The organism is Methylovirgula sp. (assembly GCF_037200945.1).
In the GTDB taxonomy this organism is placed as follows: Bacteria; Pseudomonadota; Alphaproteobacteria; order Rhizobiales; family Beijerinckiaceae; genus Methylovirgula.
In genome coordinates, this window is the sequence record NZ_JBBCGP010000001.1 from 3382560 (window position 1) to 3400950 (window position 18391).

Annotated in this window: 28 protein-coding genes and 2 pseudogenes; all 30 read right to left on the reverse strand. The window is 60.2% G+C overall.

Features of this window, described 5'->3' with window-relative positions:
- Positions 1-78: 78 nt before the first annotated feature.
- On the reverse strand, positions 79-1095 hold the full coding sequence (locus tag WDN02_RS16510; protein ID WP_337294522.1) for a DNA-directed RNA polymerase subunit alpha: 1017 nt from the start codon (positions 1093-1095) through the stop codon (positions 79-81).
- 67 nt (positions 1096-1162) lie between these two features.
- Positions 1163-1555, reverse strand: coding sequence for a 30S ribosomal protein S11 (gene rpsK / locus WDN02_RS16515; RefSeq protein ID WP_337294523.1), 393 nt, complete (start codon positions 1553-1555; stop codon positions 1163-1165).
- Positions 1556-1673: 118 nt separating this feature from the next.
- Positions 1674-2042 carry a 30S ribosomal protein S13 gene (gene rpsM / locus WDN02_RS16520; protein ID WP_337294524.1) on the reverse strand — a complete coding sequence of 123 codons (369 nt, stop codon included), beginning with the start codon at positions 2040-2042 and terminating at the stop codon, positions 1674-1676.
- A 217-nt stretch (positions 2043-2259) separates the two neighbouring features.
- Positions 2260-2853, reverse strand: coding sequence for an adenylate kinase (locus WDN02_RS16525; protein ID WP_337294525.1), 594 nt, complete (start codon positions 2851-2853; stop codon positions 2260-2262).
- Positions 2850-4186, reverse strand: a pseudogene (gene secY / locus WDN02_RS16530) (preprotein translocase subunit SecY). Before secY ends, WDN02_RS16525 begins: the two are co-directional and overlap by 4 nt.
- A gap of 90 nt (positions 4187-4276) precedes the next feature.
- Positions 4277-4762 (reverse strand): 50S ribosomal protein L15, encoded by a 486-nt coding sequence (gene rplO / locus WDN02_RS16535; protein ID WP_337294526.1) that lies wholly within the window; start codon positions 4760-4762, stop codon positions 4277-4279.
- A gap of 10 nt (positions 4763-4772) precedes the next feature.
- Positions 4773-4971: pseudogene (gene rpmD, locus WDN02_RS16540) on the reverse strand (50S ribosomal protein L30).
- A gap of 10 nt (positions 4972-4981) precedes the next feature.
- Positions 4982-5554: a 30S ribosomal protein S5 gene (gene rpsE / locus WDN02_RS16545; protein WP_337294527.1), complete on the reverse strand. Its 573-nt coding sequence runs from the start codon at positions 5552-5554 to the stop codon at positions 4982-4984.
- Between the two features lie 65 nt (positions 5555-5619).
- Positions 5620-5982, reverse strand: coding sequence for a 50S ribosomal protein L18 (rplR, locus tag WDN02_RS16550; RefSeq protein ID WP_337294528.1), 363 nt, complete (start codon positions 5980-5982; stop codon positions 5620-5622).
- 27 nt (positions 5983-6009) lie between these two features.
- Complete coding sequence (gene rplF, locus WDN02_RS16555) at positions 6010-6543, reverse strand: 50S ribosomal protein L6 (RefSeq protein WP_337294529.1); 534 nt, start codon at positions 6541-6543, stop codon at positions 6010-6012.
- A 20-nt stretch (positions 6544-6563) separates the two neighbouring features.
- Positions 6564-6962 (reverse strand): 30S ribosomal protein S8, encoded by a 399-nt coding sequence (gene rpsH / locus WDN02_RS16560; protein WP_337294530.1) that lies wholly within the window; start codon positions 6960-6962, stop codon positions 6564-6566.
- A gap of 10 nt (positions 6963-6972) precedes the next feature.
- On the reverse strand, positions 6973-7278 hold the full coding sequence (gene rpsN, locus WDN02_RS16565; protein ID WP_337294531.1) for a 30S ribosomal protein S14: 306 nt from the start codon (positions 7276-7278) through the stop codon (positions 6973-6975).
- Positions 7279-7314: 36 nt separating this feature from the next.
- Positions 7315-8001, reverse strand: coding sequence for a 50S ribosomal protein L5 (gene rplE / locus WDN02_RS16570; protein ID WP_337294532.1), 687 nt, complete (start codon positions 7999-8001; stop codon positions 7315-7317).
- Positions 7994-8311: a 50S ribosomal protein L24 gene (gene rplX / locus WDN02_RS16575; RefSeq protein ID WP_337294533.1), complete on the reverse strand. Its 318-nt coding sequence runs from the start codon at positions 8309-8311 to the stop codon at positions 7994-7996. The genes rplE and rplX overlap by 8 nt, the downstream gene beginning before the upstream one ends.
- A complete protein-coding gene (gene rplN, locus WDN02_RS16580) occupies positions 8311-8679 on the reverse strand; it encodes a 50S ribosomal protein L14 (RefSeq protein ID WP_337294534.1) in 369 nt (122 codons plus the stop codon). The genes rplX and rplN overlap by 1 nt, the downstream gene beginning before the upstream one ends.
- Positions 8680-8770: 91 nt before the next feature.
- Positions 8771-9022, reverse strand: coding sequence for a 30S ribosomal protein S17 (gene rpsQ, locus WDN02_RS16585; protein ID WP_337294535.1), 252 nt, complete (start codon positions 9020-9022; stop codon positions 8771-8773).
- Positions 9023-9025: 3 nt separating this feature from the next.
- Positions 9026-9235 carry a 50S ribosomal protein L29 gene (gene rpmC / locus WDN02_RS16590; RefSeq protein WP_337294536.1) on the reverse strand — a complete coding sequence of 70 codons (210 nt, stop codon included), beginning with the start codon at positions 9233-9235 and terminating at the stop codon, positions 9026-9028.
- Between the two features lie 10 nt (positions 9236-9245).
- Positions 9246-9659 carry a 50S ribosomal protein L16 gene (gene rplP / locus WDN02_RS16595; RefSeq protein ID WP_337294537.1) on the reverse strand — a complete coding sequence of 138 codons (414 nt, stop codon included), beginning with the start codon at positions 9657-9659 and terminating at the stop codon, positions 9246-9248.
- Positions 9660-9691: 32 nt separating this feature from the next.
- Complete coding sequence (gene rpsC / locus WDN02_RS16600; RefSeq protein WP_337294538.1) at positions 9692-10417, reverse strand: 30S ribosomal protein S3; 726 nt, start codon at positions 10415-10417, stop codon at positions 9692-9694.
- Positions 10418-10427: 10 nt separating this feature from the next.
- Complete coding sequence (gene rplV, locus WDN02_RS16605) at positions 10428-10820, reverse strand: 50S ribosomal protein L22 (protein ID WP_337294539.1); 393 nt, start codon at positions 10818-10820, stop codon at positions 10428-10430.
- Between the two features lie 8 nt (positions 10821-10828).
- On the reverse strand, positions 10829-11107 hold the full coding sequence (rpsS, locus tag WDN02_RS16610) for a 30S ribosomal protein S19 (protein ID WP_337294540.1): 279 nt from the start codon (positions 11105-11107) through the stop codon (positions 10829-10831).
- A gap of 4 nt (positions 11108-11111) precedes the next feature.
- On the reverse strand, positions 11112-11951 hold the full coding sequence (gene rplB, locus WDN02_RS16615) for a 50S ribosomal protein L2 (protein ID WP_337294541.1): 840 nt from the start codon (positions 11949-11951) through the stop codon (positions 11112-11114).
- A 10-nt stretch (positions 11952-11961) separates the two neighbouring features.
- Positions 11962-12273: a 50S ribosomal protein L23 gene (locus WDN02_RS16620; RefSeq protein ID WP_337294542.1), complete on the reverse strand. Its 312-nt coding sequence runs from the start codon at positions 12271-12273 to the stop codon at positions 11962-11964.
- A complete protein-coding gene (rplD, locus tag WDN02_RS16625) occupies positions 12270-12890 on the reverse strand; it encodes a 50S ribosomal protein L4 (protein WP_337294543.1) in 621 nt (206 codons plus the stop codon). Before rplD ends, WDN02_RS16620 begins: the two co-directional genes overlap by 4 nt.
- Positions 12887-13627 carry a 50S ribosomal protein L3 gene (gene rplC / locus WDN02_RS16630; RefSeq protein WP_337294544.1) on the reverse strand — a complete coding sequence of 247 codons (741 nt, stop codon included), beginning with the start codon at positions 13625-13627 and terminating at the stop codon, positions 12887-12889. The genes rplD and rplC overlap by 4 nt, the downstream gene beginning before the upstream one ends.
- 132 nt (positions 13628-13759) lie before the next feature.
- Positions 13760-14068 carry a 30S ribosomal protein S10 gene (gene rpsJ, locus WDN02_RS16635; protein WP_012384350.1) on the reverse strand — a complete coding sequence of 103 codons (309 nt, stop codon included), beginning with the start codon at positions 14066-14068 and terminating at the stop codon, positions 13760-13762.
- Between the two features lie 57 nt (positions 14069-14125).
- Positions 14126-15316, reverse strand: a complete 1191-nt coding sequence (tuf, locus tag WDN02_RS16640) for an elongation factor Tu (RefSeq protein WP_337294545.1) — start codon at positions 15314-15316, stop codon at positions 14126-14128.
- Between the two features lie 30 nt (positions 15317-15346).
- Positions 15347-17422 (reverse strand): elongation factor G, encoded by a 2076-nt coding sequence (gene fusA / locus WDN02_RS16645; RefSeq protein WP_337294546.1) that lies wholly within the window; start codon positions 17420-17422, stop codon positions 15347-15349.
- A gap of 30 nt (positions 17423-17452) precedes the next feature.
- Entirely contained in the window at positions 17453-17923 is a 471-nt protein-coding gene (gene rpsG / locus WDN02_RS16650; protein ID WP_337294547.1) for a 30S ribosomal protein S7, read from the reverse strand.
- Between the two features lie 89 nt (positions 17924-18012).
- Entirely contained in the window at positions 18013-18384 is a 372-nt protein-coding gene (rpsL, locus tag WDN02_RS16655; RefSeq protein ID WP_297300453.1) for a 30S ribosomal protein S12, read from the reverse strand.
- Between the last annotated feature and the right edge of the window lie 7 nt (positions 18385-18391).

The following is an 18391-nucleotide window of genomic DNA, read 5'->3' on the forward strand; positions in this document are numbered from 1 at the left end:
GCCAGTCTCCTTATGCGGCCGCCGTGCCAAGGTACGGCCGGGTATTATTCCCTCCCCGTTTTCGGGGAGGGAGCGATATCAATAATGCTCTTCGAACCGCTTGGCGAGTTCGTCGATATTCTCCGGCGGCCAGCCGGTGACTTCCATGCCGAGGTGCAAGCCCATCTGCGCCAACACTTCCTTGATCTCGTTCAAGGACTTTCGGCCGAAGTTCGGCGTGCGCAACATCTCGGCTTCCGTCTTCTGGATCAGGTCGCCGATGTAGATGATGTTGTCGTTCTTCAGGCAGTTCGCCGAACGCACTGATAGTTCGAGTTCGTCGACCTTCTTGAGCAGCGCCGGGTTGAAGGCGAGCTCTGGGATAGACGGCGCGACTTCTTCGCGGCGCGGCTCTTCGAAATTGACGAAGACATTGAGCTGATCCTGCAGAATGCGCGCGGCATAAGCCACGGCATCTTCCGGCGAAACCGAGCCATCGGTTTCGAGCTGCATGGTGAGCTTGTCGTAATCGAGGATCTGGCCCTCGCGGGTGTTCTCGACGCGATAGCTGACCTTGCGCACCGGCGAATAAAGACTATCGACCGGGATCAAGCCGATCGGCGCATCTTCGCTGCGATTGCGATCCGCCGTCACGTAACCCTTGCCGGTGTTGACGGTGAATTCCATGCGGATTTCTGCGCCCTCATCGAGCGTGCAGATGACGAGATTGGGGTTCAGCACCTGGACATCGCCAACGGTCGAAATGTCGCCGGCCGTGACCTTGCCCGGGCCGGTCTTTTTCAAGACCATCCGCTTCGGACCCTCGCTCTGCATCTTGATCGCGATGTCCTTGATGTTGAGGACGATATCGGTCACGTCCTCGCGAACACCGGGGATCGACGAGAATTCATGCAGCACGCCGTCGATATGCACCGAGGTAATTGCCGCGCCTTGCAGCGACGACAAAAGAATACGCCGCAGCGAATTGCCGAGCGTCACACCGAAACCACGCTCCAACGGCTCGGCAACGACGGTTGCGAGACGCTTGGAATCGTCGCCCGGGGAAACCTCGAGCTTGTTCGGCTTAATGAGCTCCTGCCAGTTCTTCTGAATCACGAGAGCATCCTCATGGGGGTATGAGGGACTTCCGGCCAATACCGAAAGCCTCTGCGAGTTAAAACAATTAGACGCGGCGGCGCTTGCGCGGGCGGCAGCCGTTATGCGGGATCGGCGTCACGTCGCGGATCGATGTGACGGTGAAGCCCGAGGCCTGCAAGGCGCGCAGCGCTGATTCGCGACCCGAACCCGGGCCCGAGACTTCGACTTCAAGCGTGCGCATGCCGTGTTCGGCGGCTTTGCGCGCCGCATCCTCAGCCGCCATCTGCGCAGCATAAGGCGTCGATTTACGCGAACCCTTAAATCCCATCGTGCCGGCCGACGACCAGGAAATCGTATTGCCCTGCGCGTCGCTGATGGTGATCATTGTATTATTGAACGACGAATTCACATGCGCCACGCCGGAGACGATATTCTTGCGCTCGCGGCGGCGGACGCGTGTGGTTGCTTCTTTTGCCATTGCTCTTGGTCCTTCCAGCGCGCCCGTAATTCCAGGCGCTCGGGCTTCTTGGTTTAAACGTCAAATCATACGCACCCCGGCATATCAGGCAGCCAGGGCGCGAGCGCGTCTCGCGCGATTACTTCTTCTTGCCGGCGATCGGCTTCGCCTTGCCCTTGCGGGTGCGGGCGTTGGTGTGGGTACGTTGACCGCGCACCGGCAGCTGGCGACGATGACGCAGACCGCGATAGACGCCGAGATCGGTCAGCCGCTTAATGTTCATCGAAACTTCGCGGCGCAGGTCGCCTTCGACCTGATAATCGCGGTCGATCGTTTCGCGGATCTGCAGAACTTCCGCATCGGTCAGATCATGCACACGGCGCTCCGGCGCGATGTTGACCTTCTCGATGATTTCCTGCGCGTTCTTCGGGCCAATGCCGTGAATATACTGAAGGGCGATGACGACACGCTTGTTCGTCGGAATGTTAACGCCAGCAATACGAGCCACTATTTTCTCCATGTCTGCCGCGTATTGGCGGCGGGAAATCCCGCGTCCGGTGGAGACCGGCCCTTGCGGGGATATCTGATAACAATAAACTGCCCTCTCATGGCTAGCCAGAGAGGCCGGACCGGTTTATTTGGGTTTGAACGCTTTACCTAGTGTTTCAGATGCGCGCCGTCAACTGCAAATCGCGGCAAAATCAGAGCTTTATCCGTAGCAAGCCTCATACATTCTGGGCCGCTGCAATGGCGTCATCAATGGCCGCGCTTACGGATTCGATCCGCGCCATGCCATCCACCGTCTTCAGTTCGCCGCGCTCGGCGTAATAGGCCGAAACCGGCGCCGTCATCTCACGATAGGCGTGAAGCCGGGTCTTGAAGGCCTCGGGATTGTCATCCGCGCGGACGCTACCGCCCGCGGCGAGTGTCTCTTTCACACGCTTCTCGATCCGTCCCAGCAATTCGGCTTCGTTGACCTTCAGCTCAACCACGGCATCAAGGCTCAGTCCCTTGTCGGCGAGCAACCGATCGAGCCCTTCGGCCTGTTTCACCGTCCGCGGGAAACCGTCCAGAATAAAACCTTTGGCCGCATCCGGCTCATCGATCCGATCGGCAATGATGCCAAGCACGATCTCGTCCGAGACCAGGCCACCCGCGTCCATCACCGCTTTGGCCTTAAGCCCGATCGGCGTGCCGGCCGCAACCGCGGCACGCAGCATGTCGCCGGTCGAGAGTTGCGGGATGCTGTATTTCTTTACGAGGCGTGACGACTGTGTCCCCTTGCCTGCTCCGGGCGGTCCGAGCAGAATCAACCTCATCGCTTCTTCCCTTTTAATCTCGCTTTCTTGACCAGACCTTCATACTGGTGCGCCTGAAGGTGGCCGTGGATCTGCGCCACAGTATCCATCATAACGCTAACCACGATGAGGAGCGAGGTGCCGCCGAAATAAAACGGCATGTTGGCGTAGGATACGAGAAGCTCCGGCAAAATGCAGATGAGGCAGAGATAGCCGGCACCGAGAACGGTAATCCGCATCAAAACCTTATCGATAAATTGTGCGGTGCGCTCGCCGGGCCGGATGCCGGGGATGAAGCCAGAATGTTTCTTCAGATTGTCGGCGGTTTCGGTCGGATTGAAGACGATCGCCGTATAAAAGAAGGCGAAGAAAACGATCAGCAACACATAAAGGATCATGTAGAGCGGCCGGCCGTGGCCGAGATAAAGCGAGATCGTCGAAAGGATGCCGCCGGTAGTGCCGCCATGGCTTGAGAAATTGGCGATCGTCGTCGGCAGAAGCAGCAACGACGAGGCGAAGATCGGCGGAATAACGCCGGACGTATTCAGCTTCAACGGCAGGAACGACGTCTGCCGGTCGTAGGTGCGATTGCCCTGCTGGCGCTTCGGATAGGTGATCACCAACCGTCGCTGGGCCCGCTCCATGAAGACGATGAAGGCAATCACCGCGATCGCCACCACTACGACGGCGAGGATGAGGAACGTCGAGAGCTGACCCTGGCGGCCGAGTTCCAGCGTGTGAACGATCGCCAGCGGGAAAGCGGCGACGATGCCGGAGAAAATGATCAGCGAGGAACCGTTGCCGATGCCGCGCGCTGTGATCTGCTCACCAAGCCACATCAGGAACAAGGTGCCGCCGGCCAGCGTGATCGTCGTCGTGATTGTAAAGAAGATACCCGGATTGGTGACGATGCCCGCCTGCCCCTGCAGGCCCACAGCAATGCCATAAGCCTGGAACCCGGCCAGTACGACAGTCAGATAGCGCGTATATTGATTGAGAATCTTGCGCCCCGACTCGCCTTCCTTTTTCAAGGCCTCAAGCGACGGAAACACGCTCGTGAGAAGCTGGATGATGATCGAGGCAGAGATATAGGGCATGATGTTCAGGGCGAAGATCGCCATGCGCTGCACGGCGCCGCCCGAAAACATATTGAAGAGCTGTAAGACGCCCTGACTATTGCCATTGAAGGCATGGGCGAAGGCTGCGGGATCAATTCCGGCAGCGGAATATAAGTGCCGAGCCGGTAAACGATCAACGCGCCAAGCGTGAACCAAATCCGCTTTTTGAGTTCATCGGCTTTGGCGAAAGCGCCCCAGTTGACGTTAGCAGCAAGCTGTTCTGCGGCCGATGCCATAAAGTGCTCCGCCTGGCTTTCAACGCCAAATCACAAAAATACCCTGAAGCTCAAGATGTGGGGAGCCAAAGGCTCCCCTGCAACCGTCGCTCAGGCGTCTGTCGCAGCCTCTGCTACGACATTGAGAAGCTTGACCGAACCACCCGCCTTTTCAATGGCGGCAATGGCCGATTTCGAGGCGCCCGCGACTTCGAAAGCGAGCTTGGCGCTGATTTCGCCGACGCCAAGGATTCTGACGCCATCGCGGGGCTTGCTGACCACGCCGGCGGCCACCAAAGCCTCGATCGTAACAAGCGTATCGGCGGCAAGCTTGCCGGCGGCAACAGCCTCCTGAATACGGCCGATGTTGACTTCGTTGTAGTCCTTGGCGTTCGGCGGGGTGAAGCCGCGCTTCGGCAGGCGCCGATGCAACGGCATCTGGCCGCCTTCGAAGCCCTTGATGGCAACGCCGGTGCGCGCCTTCTGGCCCTTCACACCGCGGCCGCCGGTCTTGCCCTTGCCCGAGCCAATGCCGCGCCCGACGCGGATGCGGTCTTTCGACGAACCGGGATTGTCGGTGATCTCGTTGAGTTTCATTTGACTATCCTCACGCGTTCTCGACGATGCGCACGAGATGCGCGACTTTATCGATCATACCGCGGATGGCCGGCGTATCGGCAAGCTCCGCACGGCGACCAAGCTTGTTAAGGCCAAGGGCCGATCAGCGTTGAGCGCTGCGCGGCCGGACGGCCGATCGGGCTCTTGATTTGCTCGACGACGAGCTTCGATTTCGACGTTTTCGTCATGGCAAAATCCTTACGCCTCAGCTGCGGCTTCGGAATCGCCGCCAAGGCGGCGTGCCTGCAGCGTCGAAACCTTCAGGCTACGGCGCGCGGCAACCGCGCGCGGCGAGTCTTCCTGCTGCAAGGCATCGAAAGTTGCACGGACCATGTTGTAGGGATTGGACGAACCCTGCGACTTGGCGACGACGTCATGCATACCGAGCGTCTCGAACACGGCGCGCATCGGGCCGCCGGCGATGATGCCGGTACCGGCCGGTGCGGCGCGCAGGACGACGCGGCCCGCGCCGTGGCGGCCCGTCACATCATGATGCAGCGTACGACCTTCGCGCAGCGGCACGCGAATCAGGGAGTGCTTGGCAGCTTCCGTCGCCTTGCGGATCGCCTCCGGCACTTCGCGTGCCTTGCCATGGCCGAAGCCGACGCGACCCTTCTGGTCGCCGACGACGACAAGCGCAGCAAAGCCGAAACGCCGGCCGCCCTTCACCACTTTCGCGACGCGATTGATGTGGACCAAACGATCCACAAATTCGCTGTCTTCCCGATCCCGATCGCGGCCTCGGCCGCCGCCTTCACCTTCGCGTGCCATATAGTCTCTTCCGTTCTTTCGTCACTTACGCGGCCGGCGTTCTGCTGCCGCTCGCTTCGAATTGTTTAAATGGTCAGCCCCGCCTCGCGCGCGCCTTCGGCAAGCGCCTTGACGCGGCCGTGGTACACGTAAGCGCCGCGATCGAAGACGACCTCTTTCACGCCCGCTTCGAGTGCGCGGGCGGCGATCTGCTTGCCGACTTCGCGCGCCGCCTCGATCGTCGCGCCGGTCTTCAGCGCGTCGCGATTGGTTTTCTCAAGCGTCGAGGCAGCGGCCACCGTGCGGCCAGCCGCATCATCGATGATCTGCGCATAGATCTGCTTCGACGAACGATGCACCGACAGACGCGGCTTGCCATAGGCATGGGCCTTGACCGCCCGCCGGACACGCGCCTTGCGACGAGCCCCTGTCTTGATATCCTTCGCCATAGGTCCAAACTCCTGAAGGCTTGCGCCTTATTTCTTCTTGCCTTCCTTGCGGAAGATGAATTCGTCAGAATATTTCACGCCCTTGCCCTTATAGGGCTCCGGCGGCCGAAAGGCGCGGATTTCCGCCGCCACCTGCCCGACCTGGCGCTTATCGATGCCGACGATCGTGATCTCGGTCGGCTTCGGCGTGGTGATCGCGATGCCTTGCGGAATCGGGAAGACCACGTCGTGGCTGTAGCCTAGCGACAATTGCAAATTCTTGCCGGCCACGGCGGCCTTGTAGCCGACGCCGTTGATCTCAAGCTTACGCTCGAAGCCCTTGGTGACGCCGATGACGAGATTGTTCACCTGCGCGCGGGCCGTTCCCCACAGCGCGCGGGCGCGTTTGGTCTCATTGCGCGGATCAACCTTGATCTGGTTATCAGCGAAACTGACGTTGACGTCGCCCGGAACCTCGAAGCGCAATTCGCCCTTCGCGCCCTTGACGGCAATGTTCTGTCCCTCAACCTTGGCAGTGACGCCGGCTGGCAGAACGACGGCTTTTTTTCCGACGCGAGACATATCGCTATCCTACTTTCCGATCAGAAGACTTTGCAGAGCACTTCGCCGCCCACATGCGCATCGCGCGCCGTATGGTCGGCCATCACGCCCTTCGAAGTCGACACGATGGTGATGCCGAGGCCATTCGCAACCTGGGGCATCTCGGCAACCGCCGCATAGACGCGCCGGCCGGGCTTCGACACGCGCTCCAATTCCTTGATGACAGGTTCGCCGTCATAATATTTGAGTTCGATTTCGAACTCGGTGCGGCCATTGCCATATTCCGTGGCCGAATAGCCGCGGATATAGCCTTCCTGCGTCAGGACGTCGAGCACATGCGCGCGCAGCCGCGAGCCAGGCGTATTCACCTTGCCCTTGCGGCGCATCTGCGCATTGCGGATACGGGTCAGCATATCGCCGAGCGGATCGTTCACGGACATGCGGCCCTCCTCACCAGCTCGATTTCACAAGGCCCGGGATCTGGCCACTGGAGCCGAGATCACGGACTGCAATACGCGACATCTTCATCTTGCCGATGAAGCCACGCGGACGGCCGGAGACTTCGCAACGATTGCGCACGCGCACCGCCGACGAATTGCGCGGCAATTCGGCAAGCTTCAGCCGCGCGGCAAAGCGCTCCTCAGCGGGAAGGTTTTGGTCATCCGCCACAGCCTTCAGCCGCTTGCGGCGCGCCGCATATTGCTTGACGAGCTTCTCGCGATGCTTGTTCTTTTCGATCGAACTTTTCTTAGCCATATACCTACCTCTTGGCTCCGCGTTTGAGACCGGGTCTCACTGCCGGAACGGGAAGTTGAATGCGCGCAAAAGGGCGCGCGCCTCTTCGTCGGTTTTCGCCGTCGTGCAAACGATGACGTCAAGACCGAGCATGCTCTCAGCCTTGTCGTAATCGATTTCCGGGAACACGAGGTGCTCCTTAATGCCGAGCGCATAATTGCCACGCCCGTCAAAGCTCTTCGGGTTGAGGCCGCGGAAGTCGCGCACGCGCGGCAACGCGATCGTCACGAGACGATCGAGAAACTCGTACATCCGAGTCTTGCGCAACGTCACCTTCGCGCCGATCGGCATGTTCTCGCGCACCTTGAAGGTCGCGATCGCCTTGCGGGCCCGGGTGATAACAGGCTTCTGCCCTGCAATCAAAGCAAGATCGGCTGCCGCCGAGGTTACTTTCTTCGTGTCATTGACCGCCTCGCCGACGCCCATGTTGATCACGATCTTCTCGATCACCGGCACTTCAAGCGCATTCTTGTAGCCAAACTGCTTGACGAGCTCGTCACGCACGACCTCATTGTAATGCTTCTTGAGACGCGGCACGTAATCAGCCGGCGCGATGAACGGCTCGGCAGAGGCGTTTTCACGCGCCCGCGCCGACCGGGTTTCACCGCCGCCCTTGGCCTGCTGCTTTGCGTCTTTCTTGGCGCCGCCTTTCGGCGCGCCCTTTTCGTTTTTCGGCTCAGCCATCGATCAGGTCTCCCGAACGTTTGGCAACGCGGACCTTGCGGCCGTCGTCGAGAATTTTGAAGCTCACCCGCGTTGCCTTGCCGTCTTTCGGATCGGCCAGCGCGAGGTTGGAGAGGTGAATCGTGCTCTCCTTAGAAATGATGCCACCTTCCTGGCTCGGCGTCTGGCGCTGATGGCGCTTGATGATATTGACGCCGCGCACAACAGCACGCTCTTCACGCGGCAATACCTGCAGCACCTCGCCACCACGGCCCTTGTCGCGGCCGGTGAGAACGACGACCTTGTCGCCTTTTTTGATCTTCGCGGCCATCACAGAACCTCCGGCGCGAGCGAAATGATCTTCATGTGGTTCTTGGCGCGCAACTCGCGCGGCACCGGTCCGAAGATGCGGGTGCCGACAGGCTCAGACTGATTGTTGATCAGCACGGCGGCATTGGAATCGAAGCGGATGACCGAACCGTCCTGCCGCTTGATATCCTTGGCGGTCCGCACGACCACCGCTTTCATCACGTCGCCCTTCTTGACGCGGCCGCGCGGAATCGCCTCCTTGATCGAAACGACAATGATGTCGCCGATCGAGGCATATTTCCGCTTTGAACCGCCGAGCACCTTGATGCACATCACGCGGCGCGCGCCGGAATTATCGGCGACGTCGAGATTGGTCTGCATCTGTATCATGGCCTTGCGCCTTTCTTGTCAGACAGGTTTCCGTCGCCGGACTTCGCCTGAGTTTCTTGTTCCAATGCCCGAATCCCTTGCAGGACCTGGCTTAATTCGTTGTGGCCGCCGCGGCACCCTCGACAACGACCCAGCGTTTCAGCCGCGAGATCGGACGAGTTTCCTCGATCAGCACCGTATCGCCGACCTTGGCCTTATTGGCCTCATCGTGCGCATGAAAATTCTTCGACCGCCGCACAGTCTTCTTCAGCAGCGGATGGGTGAAACGCCGTTCGACCTTCACCACGACTGTCTTATCCTGCTTGTCGCTGACGACGACGCCCTGGAGAACGCGTTTCGGCATGACTTAAACCTTTTTCTTAGCTTGCGTGGCGGCAATCGTCTTCGCCCGCGCGATATCGCGGCGGACGATGCGCACCCGCGCCGTATCCTGAAGCTGCCCGGTCGCCCGCTGAAAGCGCAGATTGAACTGCTCCTTCTTGAGGTTCAGGACTTCGTGTTCCAATTGATCCGCGGACATGACGCGCAGGTCCGACAAACGTTGCTTGTTTTTCACGGTGCGCCTCCTATTCCACGATACGTTGCACGAAGCGCGTCTTGATTGGCAGCTTAGCGGCTGCCAGCGTCAACGCTTCACGCGCGAGTTCCGTCGGCACGCCGCCGATCTCGAACATGATACGGCCGGGCGCGATACGCACGGCCCAGAATTCCGGCGCGCCCTTGCCCTTACCCATGCGGACTTCCGTCGGCTTTTTCGACACCGGCACGTCCGGGAAAATGCGAATCCAGACGCGGCCGGCGCGCTTCATATGCCGCGTCATAGCGCGGCGGGCGGCCTCGATCTGGCGTGCGGTAACGCGATCGGGTTCCATCGCCTTCAGGCCATATTCGCCGAAGTCGAGGTTGTACCCAGCCTTCGAGTCGCCGTGAATACGGCCCTTGAAAGCTTTGCGGAACTTCGTGCGCTTAGGTTGCAACATGGTTCTAGTCTTTCAAAATCTTCGCGTCGTTCTCAGGCCGCGTCGCGATCGCGCCGTGGACGGCGTTCACCGCCACCACCGCCGCCGTGATCCTGCTCCGCCATCTTCTTGTCCTGCGCCATCGGATCGTGTTCGAGGATTTCGCCCTTGAACACCCAGACCTTGATGCCGCACGTGCCGTAAGCCGTATGCGCCGTCGCGGTGCCATAATCGATGTCGGCGCGCAGCGTATGCAGCGGCACCCGGCCCTCGCGATACCATTCGAGACGGGCGATTTCGGCGCCGCCAAGACGACCAGAGCAATTGATACGAATGCCTTCAGCGCCAAGACGCATCGCCGATTGCACGGCGCGCTTCATTGCGCGGCGGAAAGCCACGCGGCGTTCGAGCTGTTGGGCAATCGAGTCTGCGATCAATGTCGCATCGACCTCGGGCTTGCGCACCTCGACGATATTGATGACGACCTCGGACTCGGTGAGCTTCGCGACGGCCTTGCGGATCTTGTCGATGTCCGCGCCCTTCTTGCCGATGACCACGCCGGGGCGCGCCGAATAGATCGTCACGCGGCACTTCTTATGTGGCCGCTCGATGATGACCTTCGACACGGCCGCCTGCTTGAGCATCTTGAACAGAAGCTCGCGGATGCGAATGTCCTCGTGCAGCAGCTTGCCGTATTCGCCCTTGTTGGCGTACCAGCGCGAATCCCAGGTCCGGTTGATGCCAAGGCGCAGGCCGATTGGATTGACTTTCTGTCCCATTGCTTGCTCCTCAAGCCCCGGCTGGTGCCGGCGCTTCGACCTCGCGCACGACGATGGTCAAATTCGAAAACGGCTTCTCGATCCGCCCGGCGCGACCGCGTGCACGCGGCGAAAAACGCTTGAGCACAAGGCCCTTGCCGACGAACGCCTCAGCGACGACAAGATCGTCGACATCGAGGTTATGATTATTTTCAGCGTTGGCGATCGCGCTCTCGAGCGTCTTCTTGACGTCGACCGCAATGCGCTTGCGCGAAAATTCGAGCTCCGCCAAGGCGCGCTCCACCTTCTTGCCGCGAATCAATTGCGCGACGAGGTTCAGCTTCTGCGGGCTGACACGAATCATCCGGCAGACGGCTTTCGCCTCATTATCCTTCAAAGCGCGCGGCGCTTGCTGCTTGCCCATGATGCGCCTCAGCCTCTCTTGGCTTTTTTGTCGCCGGAATGTCCGTGAAACGTCCGGGTGGGCGAGAACTCGCCGAACTTGTGGCCGATCATATCCTCGCTCACCATAACGGGGATGTGCTTATGACCGTTATGGACGCCGAACGTCAGGCCGACGAACTGCGGCAGGATCGTCGAGCGACGGCTCCAGATCTTGATAACTTCGTTGCGGCCCGAACCGCGCGCGGCATCTGCCTTTTTCAGCATATAGCCGTCGACGAACGGACCTTTGGAGAGCGAGCGCGCCATTGCTTTACGCCTTCTTCTTGCTCTTGTGACGCGAGGTCACGATGAACTTGTCAGTGGATTTGTTCGAGCGGGTCTTCTTGCCCTTGGTCGGCTTGCCCCAGGGCGTGACCGGATGCCGGCCACCCGAGGTGCGGCCTTCGCCGCCGCCATGCGGGTGATCGACCGGGTTCATGGTGACGCCGCGGTTATGCGGACGGCGGCCAAGCCAGCGGCTACGACCGGCCTTACCGACCGAAGCGTTCATATGATCCGGGTTCGACACCGCGCCGACCGTCGCGAAGCATTGGCCGTGAACAAGCCGCTGCTCGCCGGAATTGAGACGAACGATGACATAGCCCTGATCGCGGCCGACGACCTGCGCGAAATTGCCGGCCGAACGCACCATAGCGGCGCCCTTGCCGATCTTGATCTCGACGTTATGCACGATCGTGCCGACCGGCATCGACGCAAGCGGCATGGCGTTGCCCGGCTTCACATCGACCTGCTGACCAGCAATCACTTCGTCGCCGACCGAAAGGCGCTGCGGCGCGATGATATAAGCCTGCTCACCGTCGCTGTAACGGATGAGCGCGATGAAAGGCGTGCGGTTCGGATCGTATTCGATCCGCTCGACCTTTGCCGGCATGTCAAGCTTACGGCGCTTGAAGTCGATGATCCGGTAGGTCTGCTTATGGCCGCCGCCACGAAAGCGAACAGTTATGCGGCCGTTGTTATTACGGCCGCCCGACGAGGACTTGCCTTCGGTGAGCTGCTTGAGCGGCTTGCCCTTGTAAAGCTCCGACCGGTCAACAATCACCAATTGGCGAAGGCTGGGCGTGATGGGCTTGAATGTCTTGAGTGCCATGATCCTACCCTCAGAGCCCGGTGGTCACGTCGATGCTGTGCCCTTCGGCCAGCGTCACGACCGCCTGCTTGACGTCCGACTGCACGCCGCGCACGCCCTTGAACACTTTCCGCTTGCCCTTGCGGACCAGCGTGTTCACGGCCTCGACCTTGACGTCGAATAGCTTCTCGATCGCGGCCTTGATCTCAGGCTTCGTCGCTTCCTTGCGGACCTTGAAAATCACCTTGTTGTGCTCCGACGCCGCCGTCGCCTTCTCGGTGATAACCGGAGAGACGATCAGATCGTAGTGGCGCGCCGTAGCGAAAGTCTTCGACGTGCTCATGCGAAACGCGCCTCCAGCGCATCGACGGCCGCCTTCGTGAGAATCAGTTTCTCACGGCGGAGGATGTCGTAAACATTGATGCCTTGCACAGGCAGAACATCGATCGACGGAATGTTGCGCGCCGCCTGGCCGAAATTCGCGGCAACGGTCGCGCCGTCGATGATCAGCGCATTGGTCAGGCCAAGCTTGGCGAAATGGCCAAGCAGCGCCTTGGTCTTGCCTTCGGCAAACTCGGCGTTTTCCCAAACGATGATGCCGCCGTCCTTGGCCTTGGCCGAGAGCGCATGTTTCAACGCCAGCGCGCGCACCTTCTTCGGCAGATCATGCGCATGCGAACGCGTGACGGGACCGAAGGCACGACCGCCGCCGCGGAACTGCGGCACGCGGGCCGAGCCGTGGCGGGCATTGCCGGTGCCCTTCTGCTTGTACATTTTCTTGCCGGTCCGCGCGACGTCGGCGCGGCCCTGCGTCTGATGCGTGCCGGCCCGGCGCTTGGCGAGCTGGTAGCGCACCATGCGGGCAAGAATGTCCGCGCGAGGTTCCAGGCCAAAAATGGCATCATTCAATTCAATTTCGCCGGCGCTGCCGCCTTCGAGCGAGGTGATGTCGATCTTCACGACGAAGCTCCTTCCGCCGGCGCCGTAGGCGCCCCTGCAGGCGTCTCGCCTTGCGCTTCCGTGGCCAAACGATATTTGCCGGGCTGCGGAACGTCCTTCGGCAACGCCTTCTTCACGGCATCGCGGACATAGATCCAACCGCCCTTGGTGCCAGGCACGGCGCCTTCAACCAGGATGAGGCCACGCTCAACATCGGTCTGCACGACGCGCAGATTCAACGTCGTGACACGGTCAGCGCCCATATGACCGGCCATTTTCTTGTTCTTGAAGGTCTTGCCCGGATCCTGACGGCCACCAGTCGAACCATGCGAGCGGTGCGAGATCGAGACACCGTGTGTCGCGCGCAGACCGCCGAAGTTCCACCGCTTCATCGGACCGGCGAAGCCCTTACCCATGCTCGTGCCGGTGACATCGACGAACTGACCGACGACGAAATGATCCGCAGTGATCTCCGCGCCGACCGGCAACAGCGTCGCTTCCTCGACCGGGAACTCAGCCAGCTTCAGACGCGGCTCGACTTTGGCGATCGCGAACCGGCCGCGCTCGGCCTTCGACACGTTCTTCACCTTGGCATGGCCGATGCCCAGCTGCACGGCTGTGTAGCCGTTCACCTCTTTGGTCCGCTGCGCGACGACTTGGCAGCCATCGAGCTTCAGAACCGTGACCGGTACATGCTCGCCGCCGTCTGTGAAGACGCGAGTCATGCCCAGCTTCTGTGCGATAACACCTGACCGCATGTTCTTTGTCCTTCAAGACCAAAGCTTCCGCCCCGGCCCGTTCGTCCTTTTCATCGCACCGTCATAAGACAGTGCATAAATCTCTATGGCATCGCCAAAATCGGAGAAGTATGCACTTCTCGCCAGCGACGCTTAAAGCTTGATCTCCACATCGACACCAGCAGCGAGGTCGAGCTTCATCAAAGCATCGACTGTCTGCGGCGTTGGGTCGACGATATCGAGCACCCGTTTGTGGGTTCTGATCTCGAACTGCTCGCGCGATTTCTTATCGACATGCGGCGAGCGGTTGACCGTGAACTTCTCGATCTTTGTCGGCAGCGGAATTGGGCCGCGCACCTGCGCACCCGTCCGCTTCGCCGTCGACACGATCTCTTTGGTCGAGGTGTCGAGAATTCGGTGATCGAACGCCTTGAGGCGGATGCGAATGTTTTGGCCGTTCATCTTCTTTTTTCCTTGACGATCGGACGCGGACTTAAGCCCGCGTCCGGCCGAGTTACCTTATTCCTGGATCGAAGCGACGACGCCGGCGCCGACGGTGCGGCCACCTTCGCGAATTGCGAAGCGCAGCTTTTCTTCCATCGCGATCGGCACGATCAGCTCAACGCTCATCGTTACGTTATCGCCCGGCATGACCATTTCCGTACCTTCCGGCAGCGTGACGACACCGGTCACGTCCGTCGTACGGAAATAGAACTGCGGACGATAGTTGGTGAAGAACGGCGTGTGACGGCCGCCCTCGTCCTTGGTGAGGATGTAAGCCTCAGCCTTGAACTTGGTGTGCGGCTTCACGGAGCCGGGCTTGCACAGCACCTGGCCGCGCTCGACGTCTTCACGCTTGGTGCCGCGTAGCAGCGCGCCGATATTGTCGCCCGCCTGCCCCTGATCGAGCAGCTTGCGGAACATTTCGACGCCAGTGACGGTGGTCTTGACGGTCGGCTTCAAACCGACGATCTCGACTTCCTCGCCGACCTTGACGATGCCGCGCTCGACACGGCCCGTGACGACCGTGCCGCGGCCCGAGATCGAGAACACGTCTTCGACCGGCATCAGGAACGGCTGATCGATCGGACGCTCCGGCTGCGGAATGTAATCATCAACCGTCGTCATCAGAGCCAGAACAGCGTCATGGCCGATCTCGGGGTTGCGGCCCTCAAGCGCGCAAAGAGCCGAGCCCTTGGTGATCGGAATATCATCACCGGGAAACTCGTACTTCGACAGAAGCTCGCGGACTTCGAGTTCGACGAGCTCAAGCAATTCCGGATCGTCGACCATGTCGACCTTATTCAGGAAGACAACGAGCGCCGGCACGCCGACCTGGCGCGCAAGCAGGATATGCTCGCGGGTCTGCGGCATCGGGCCGTCAGCAGCCGACACGACGAGGATCGCGCCGTCCATCTGCGCTGCGCCGGTGATCATGTTCTTCACATAGTCGGCGTGGCCGGGGCAATCGACGTGCGCATAATGGCGCGCCTTGGTCTCGTACTCGACGTGCGCCGTCGAGATCGTGATGCCGCGCGCCTTTTCTTCCGGCGCCTTGTCGATCTGGTCATAGGCCGTGAAGGTCGCACCGCCCGTTTCAGCCAAGACCTTGGTAATCGCCGCAGTTAGCGACGTCTTGCCATGATCGACGTGACCGATCGTTCCGATGTTACAATGCGGCTTGTTGCGCGAAAATTTTTCTTTGGCCATGACTCGGCTCCTTCAACCCTTTCCCAGTCCTCAGGCGAACTTCGCCTGCACCTTGGCGGCTTCCGCCGCAGGCACTTGCTCGTAGTGATCGAACTGCATCGTGTAGTTAGCACGGCCCTGGCTGAAGGACCGCAATTGATTGACATAACCAAACATATTGGCGAGCGGCACCATCGCATTGATGACCACCGCGTTGCCGCGCATGTCCTGGCCTTGCACTTGCCCGCGCCGGCCAAGCAGATCGCCCATGACCGAGCCGGTGTAATCTTCCGGCGTTGTCACTTCGACCTTCATGATCGGCTCGAGCAATACCGAGCCGCCCTCGCGCAACGCCTCGCGGAACGCAGCGCGCGCAGCGATTTCGAAAGCGAGAACAGATGAATCGACGTCGTGGAAGCCGCCGTCGATCAATGTCGCCTTGACGTCGACAACCGGGAAGCCGGCGAGAACACCGGAGCCCATGACGCTGTTGATGCCCTTTTCAACGCCCGGAATATATTCCTTCGGCACGGCGCCGCCGACGATCTTCGACTCGAACACATTGCCAGCGCCTGGCTCGTTCGGCTCGAAGATGATGACCACCTTCGCGAACTGACCCGTACCGCCGGTCTGCTTCTTATGGACATAATCTTTCTCGACGCGCTTGGTCAGGCGCTCGCGATAGGCAACCTGCGGCGCGCCGATGTTGGCGTCGACCTTATAGGTACGCTTCAGAATATCGACCTTGATGTCGAGATGCAGCTCGCCCATGCCCTTCAGAATAGTCTGGCCGGACTCCTGATCCGTCGAAACGCGGAAGGACGGATCCTCAGCAGCGAGCTTCGACAGCGCGATGCCAAGCTTCTCCTGGTCGGCCTTCGACTTCGGCTCGATGGCGATCTCGATGACCGGCTCCGGAAATTCCATCCGCTCAAGAATGACGGGCTTTTGCTGATCGCATAGCGTGTCGCCAGTGCGCGTATCTTTGAGACCAGCAAGCGCGATGATGTCGCCGGCAAAAGCCTCTTTAATGTCTTCGCGGTTGTTGGCGTGCATCAGCAACATACGGCCGATGCGCTCGCGCTTGTCCTTCGTCGAATTGAGCACCGTGGTGCCCGAATCGATCTTGCCCGAATAGATGCGGGCGAAGGTCAGCGACCCGACGAACGGATCGTCCATGATCTTGAAGGCAAGCATCGAGAACGGCTCGTCGTCATTGGCGACGCGAACGGTCTCTTCGCCGGTGTTCACGTCAACGCCCTTGATCGCCTCGCGATCGAGCGGCGACGGCAGATAATCGACAACGGCGTCGAGCAAGGGCTGCACGCCCTTGTTCTTGAAGGCCGAGCCGCAGAGGACCGGAATAAAGGCGATGTCGCGAACTGCTTTACGGATGAGGCGCTTGAGCGTCGACTCGTCCGGTTCGGTGCCGTCGAGATAAGCACCCATCACATCGTCATCGAGTTCGACGGCCGCCTCGACCAAATCGTGGCGATATTTTTCCGCCTGCTCCTGCAGCTCGGCTGGAATATCCTCGTCGTGATATTTGGCACCAAGCGCCTCGTCTTCCCAGACGACGGCTTTCATCCGTACGAGATCGATAATGCCTTTGAAATTCGACTCCGAACCGATCGGCAATTGAATGCAAATCGGGCGGCCGCCAACCTTGGTATGAATCTCCTCGACGCAGCGGAAGAAATCGGCGCCGATCTTGTCCATCTTATTGACGAAGACGACACGCGGTACGTTATACTTATCCGCTTGGCGCCATACGGTTTCCGTCTGCGGCTCAACACCCTGGTTGCCGTCGAGCACGCAAACCGCGCCGTCGAGCACGCGCAGCGACCGCTCCACTTCGATCGTGAAATCGACGTGGCCGGGCGTGTCGATAATATTCAGACGATAGCCGTTCCAGAAGGTCGTGGTCGCGGCAGACGTGATCGTGATGCCGCGCTCCTGCTCCTGCTCCATCCAGTCCATCGTGGCGGCGCCCTCATGGACTTCGCCGATCTTATGCGACTTGCCGGAATAGAAAAGGATGCGCTCCGTCGTCGTGGTCTTACCCGCGTCGATATGCGCCATGATACCGAAGTTTCGGTAGTCTTGGATTTTATGAACGCGCGGCATCGAACGAATTCCTTCAGGGTCTCGGAAAAATCACCAGCGATAATGCGAGAAGGCGCGGTTCGCCTCCGCCATCCGGTGCGTGTCTTCCCGCTTCTTCACTGCGTTACCGCGATTGTTGGCAGCATCCATCAGCTCCGCTGATAGCCGGTCGACCATCGTCTTGTCGTTACGGCCGCGGGCGGCGGTGATGATCCATCGGATGGCAAGCGCCTGCCGACGCTCGGGCCGCACTTCGACCGGCACCTGATACGTGGCGCCACCGACGCGGCGCGAACGAACTTCAATCGACGGCGCAACATTATCCAGCGCCTGCTTGAAGACCGGCAACGGCTCGGACCTCAGCTTGCCCTCGATGACATCGAAAGCCCCGTAGACGATGGATTCGGCGTTCGACTTCTTGCCGTCGTACATGATCGAATTCATGAACTTGGCCAGAATGACGTCGCCGAACTTGGCGTCCGGAATGACTTCCCGTTTCTCGGCGCGATGACGTCGCGACATTGCTTCACTCTCTTTGCGTCGACCGCCAAAGCGGCCATCCGTTAAATTCTCTTAACCAAACCGGACCCGCAGAACGCGTCCGGCCAATCTTACTTCGGCCGCTTGGCACCGTATTTGGAACGGCGCTGCTTGCGGTTCTTGACGCCTTGCGTATCGAGCACGCCGCGCAGGATGTGGTAACGCACGCCTGGCAAATCCTTGACGCGGCCGCCGCGGATCATGACCACGGAGTGTTCCTGCAAATTGTGGCCTTCGCCCGGGATATAGCCGATGACCTCGAAGCCGTTGGTCAGGCGCACCTTGGCGACCTTACGCAGCGCGGAGTTCGGCTTTTTCGGCGTCGTCGTATAGACGCGCGTGCAGACACCGCGCTTCTGCGGGCAAGCCTGCAGATGGCGCGCTTTCTCACGATAGACCTTTTCCTGCCGCGGCTTGCGGATCAACTGACTGATCGTCGGCATATTCGCC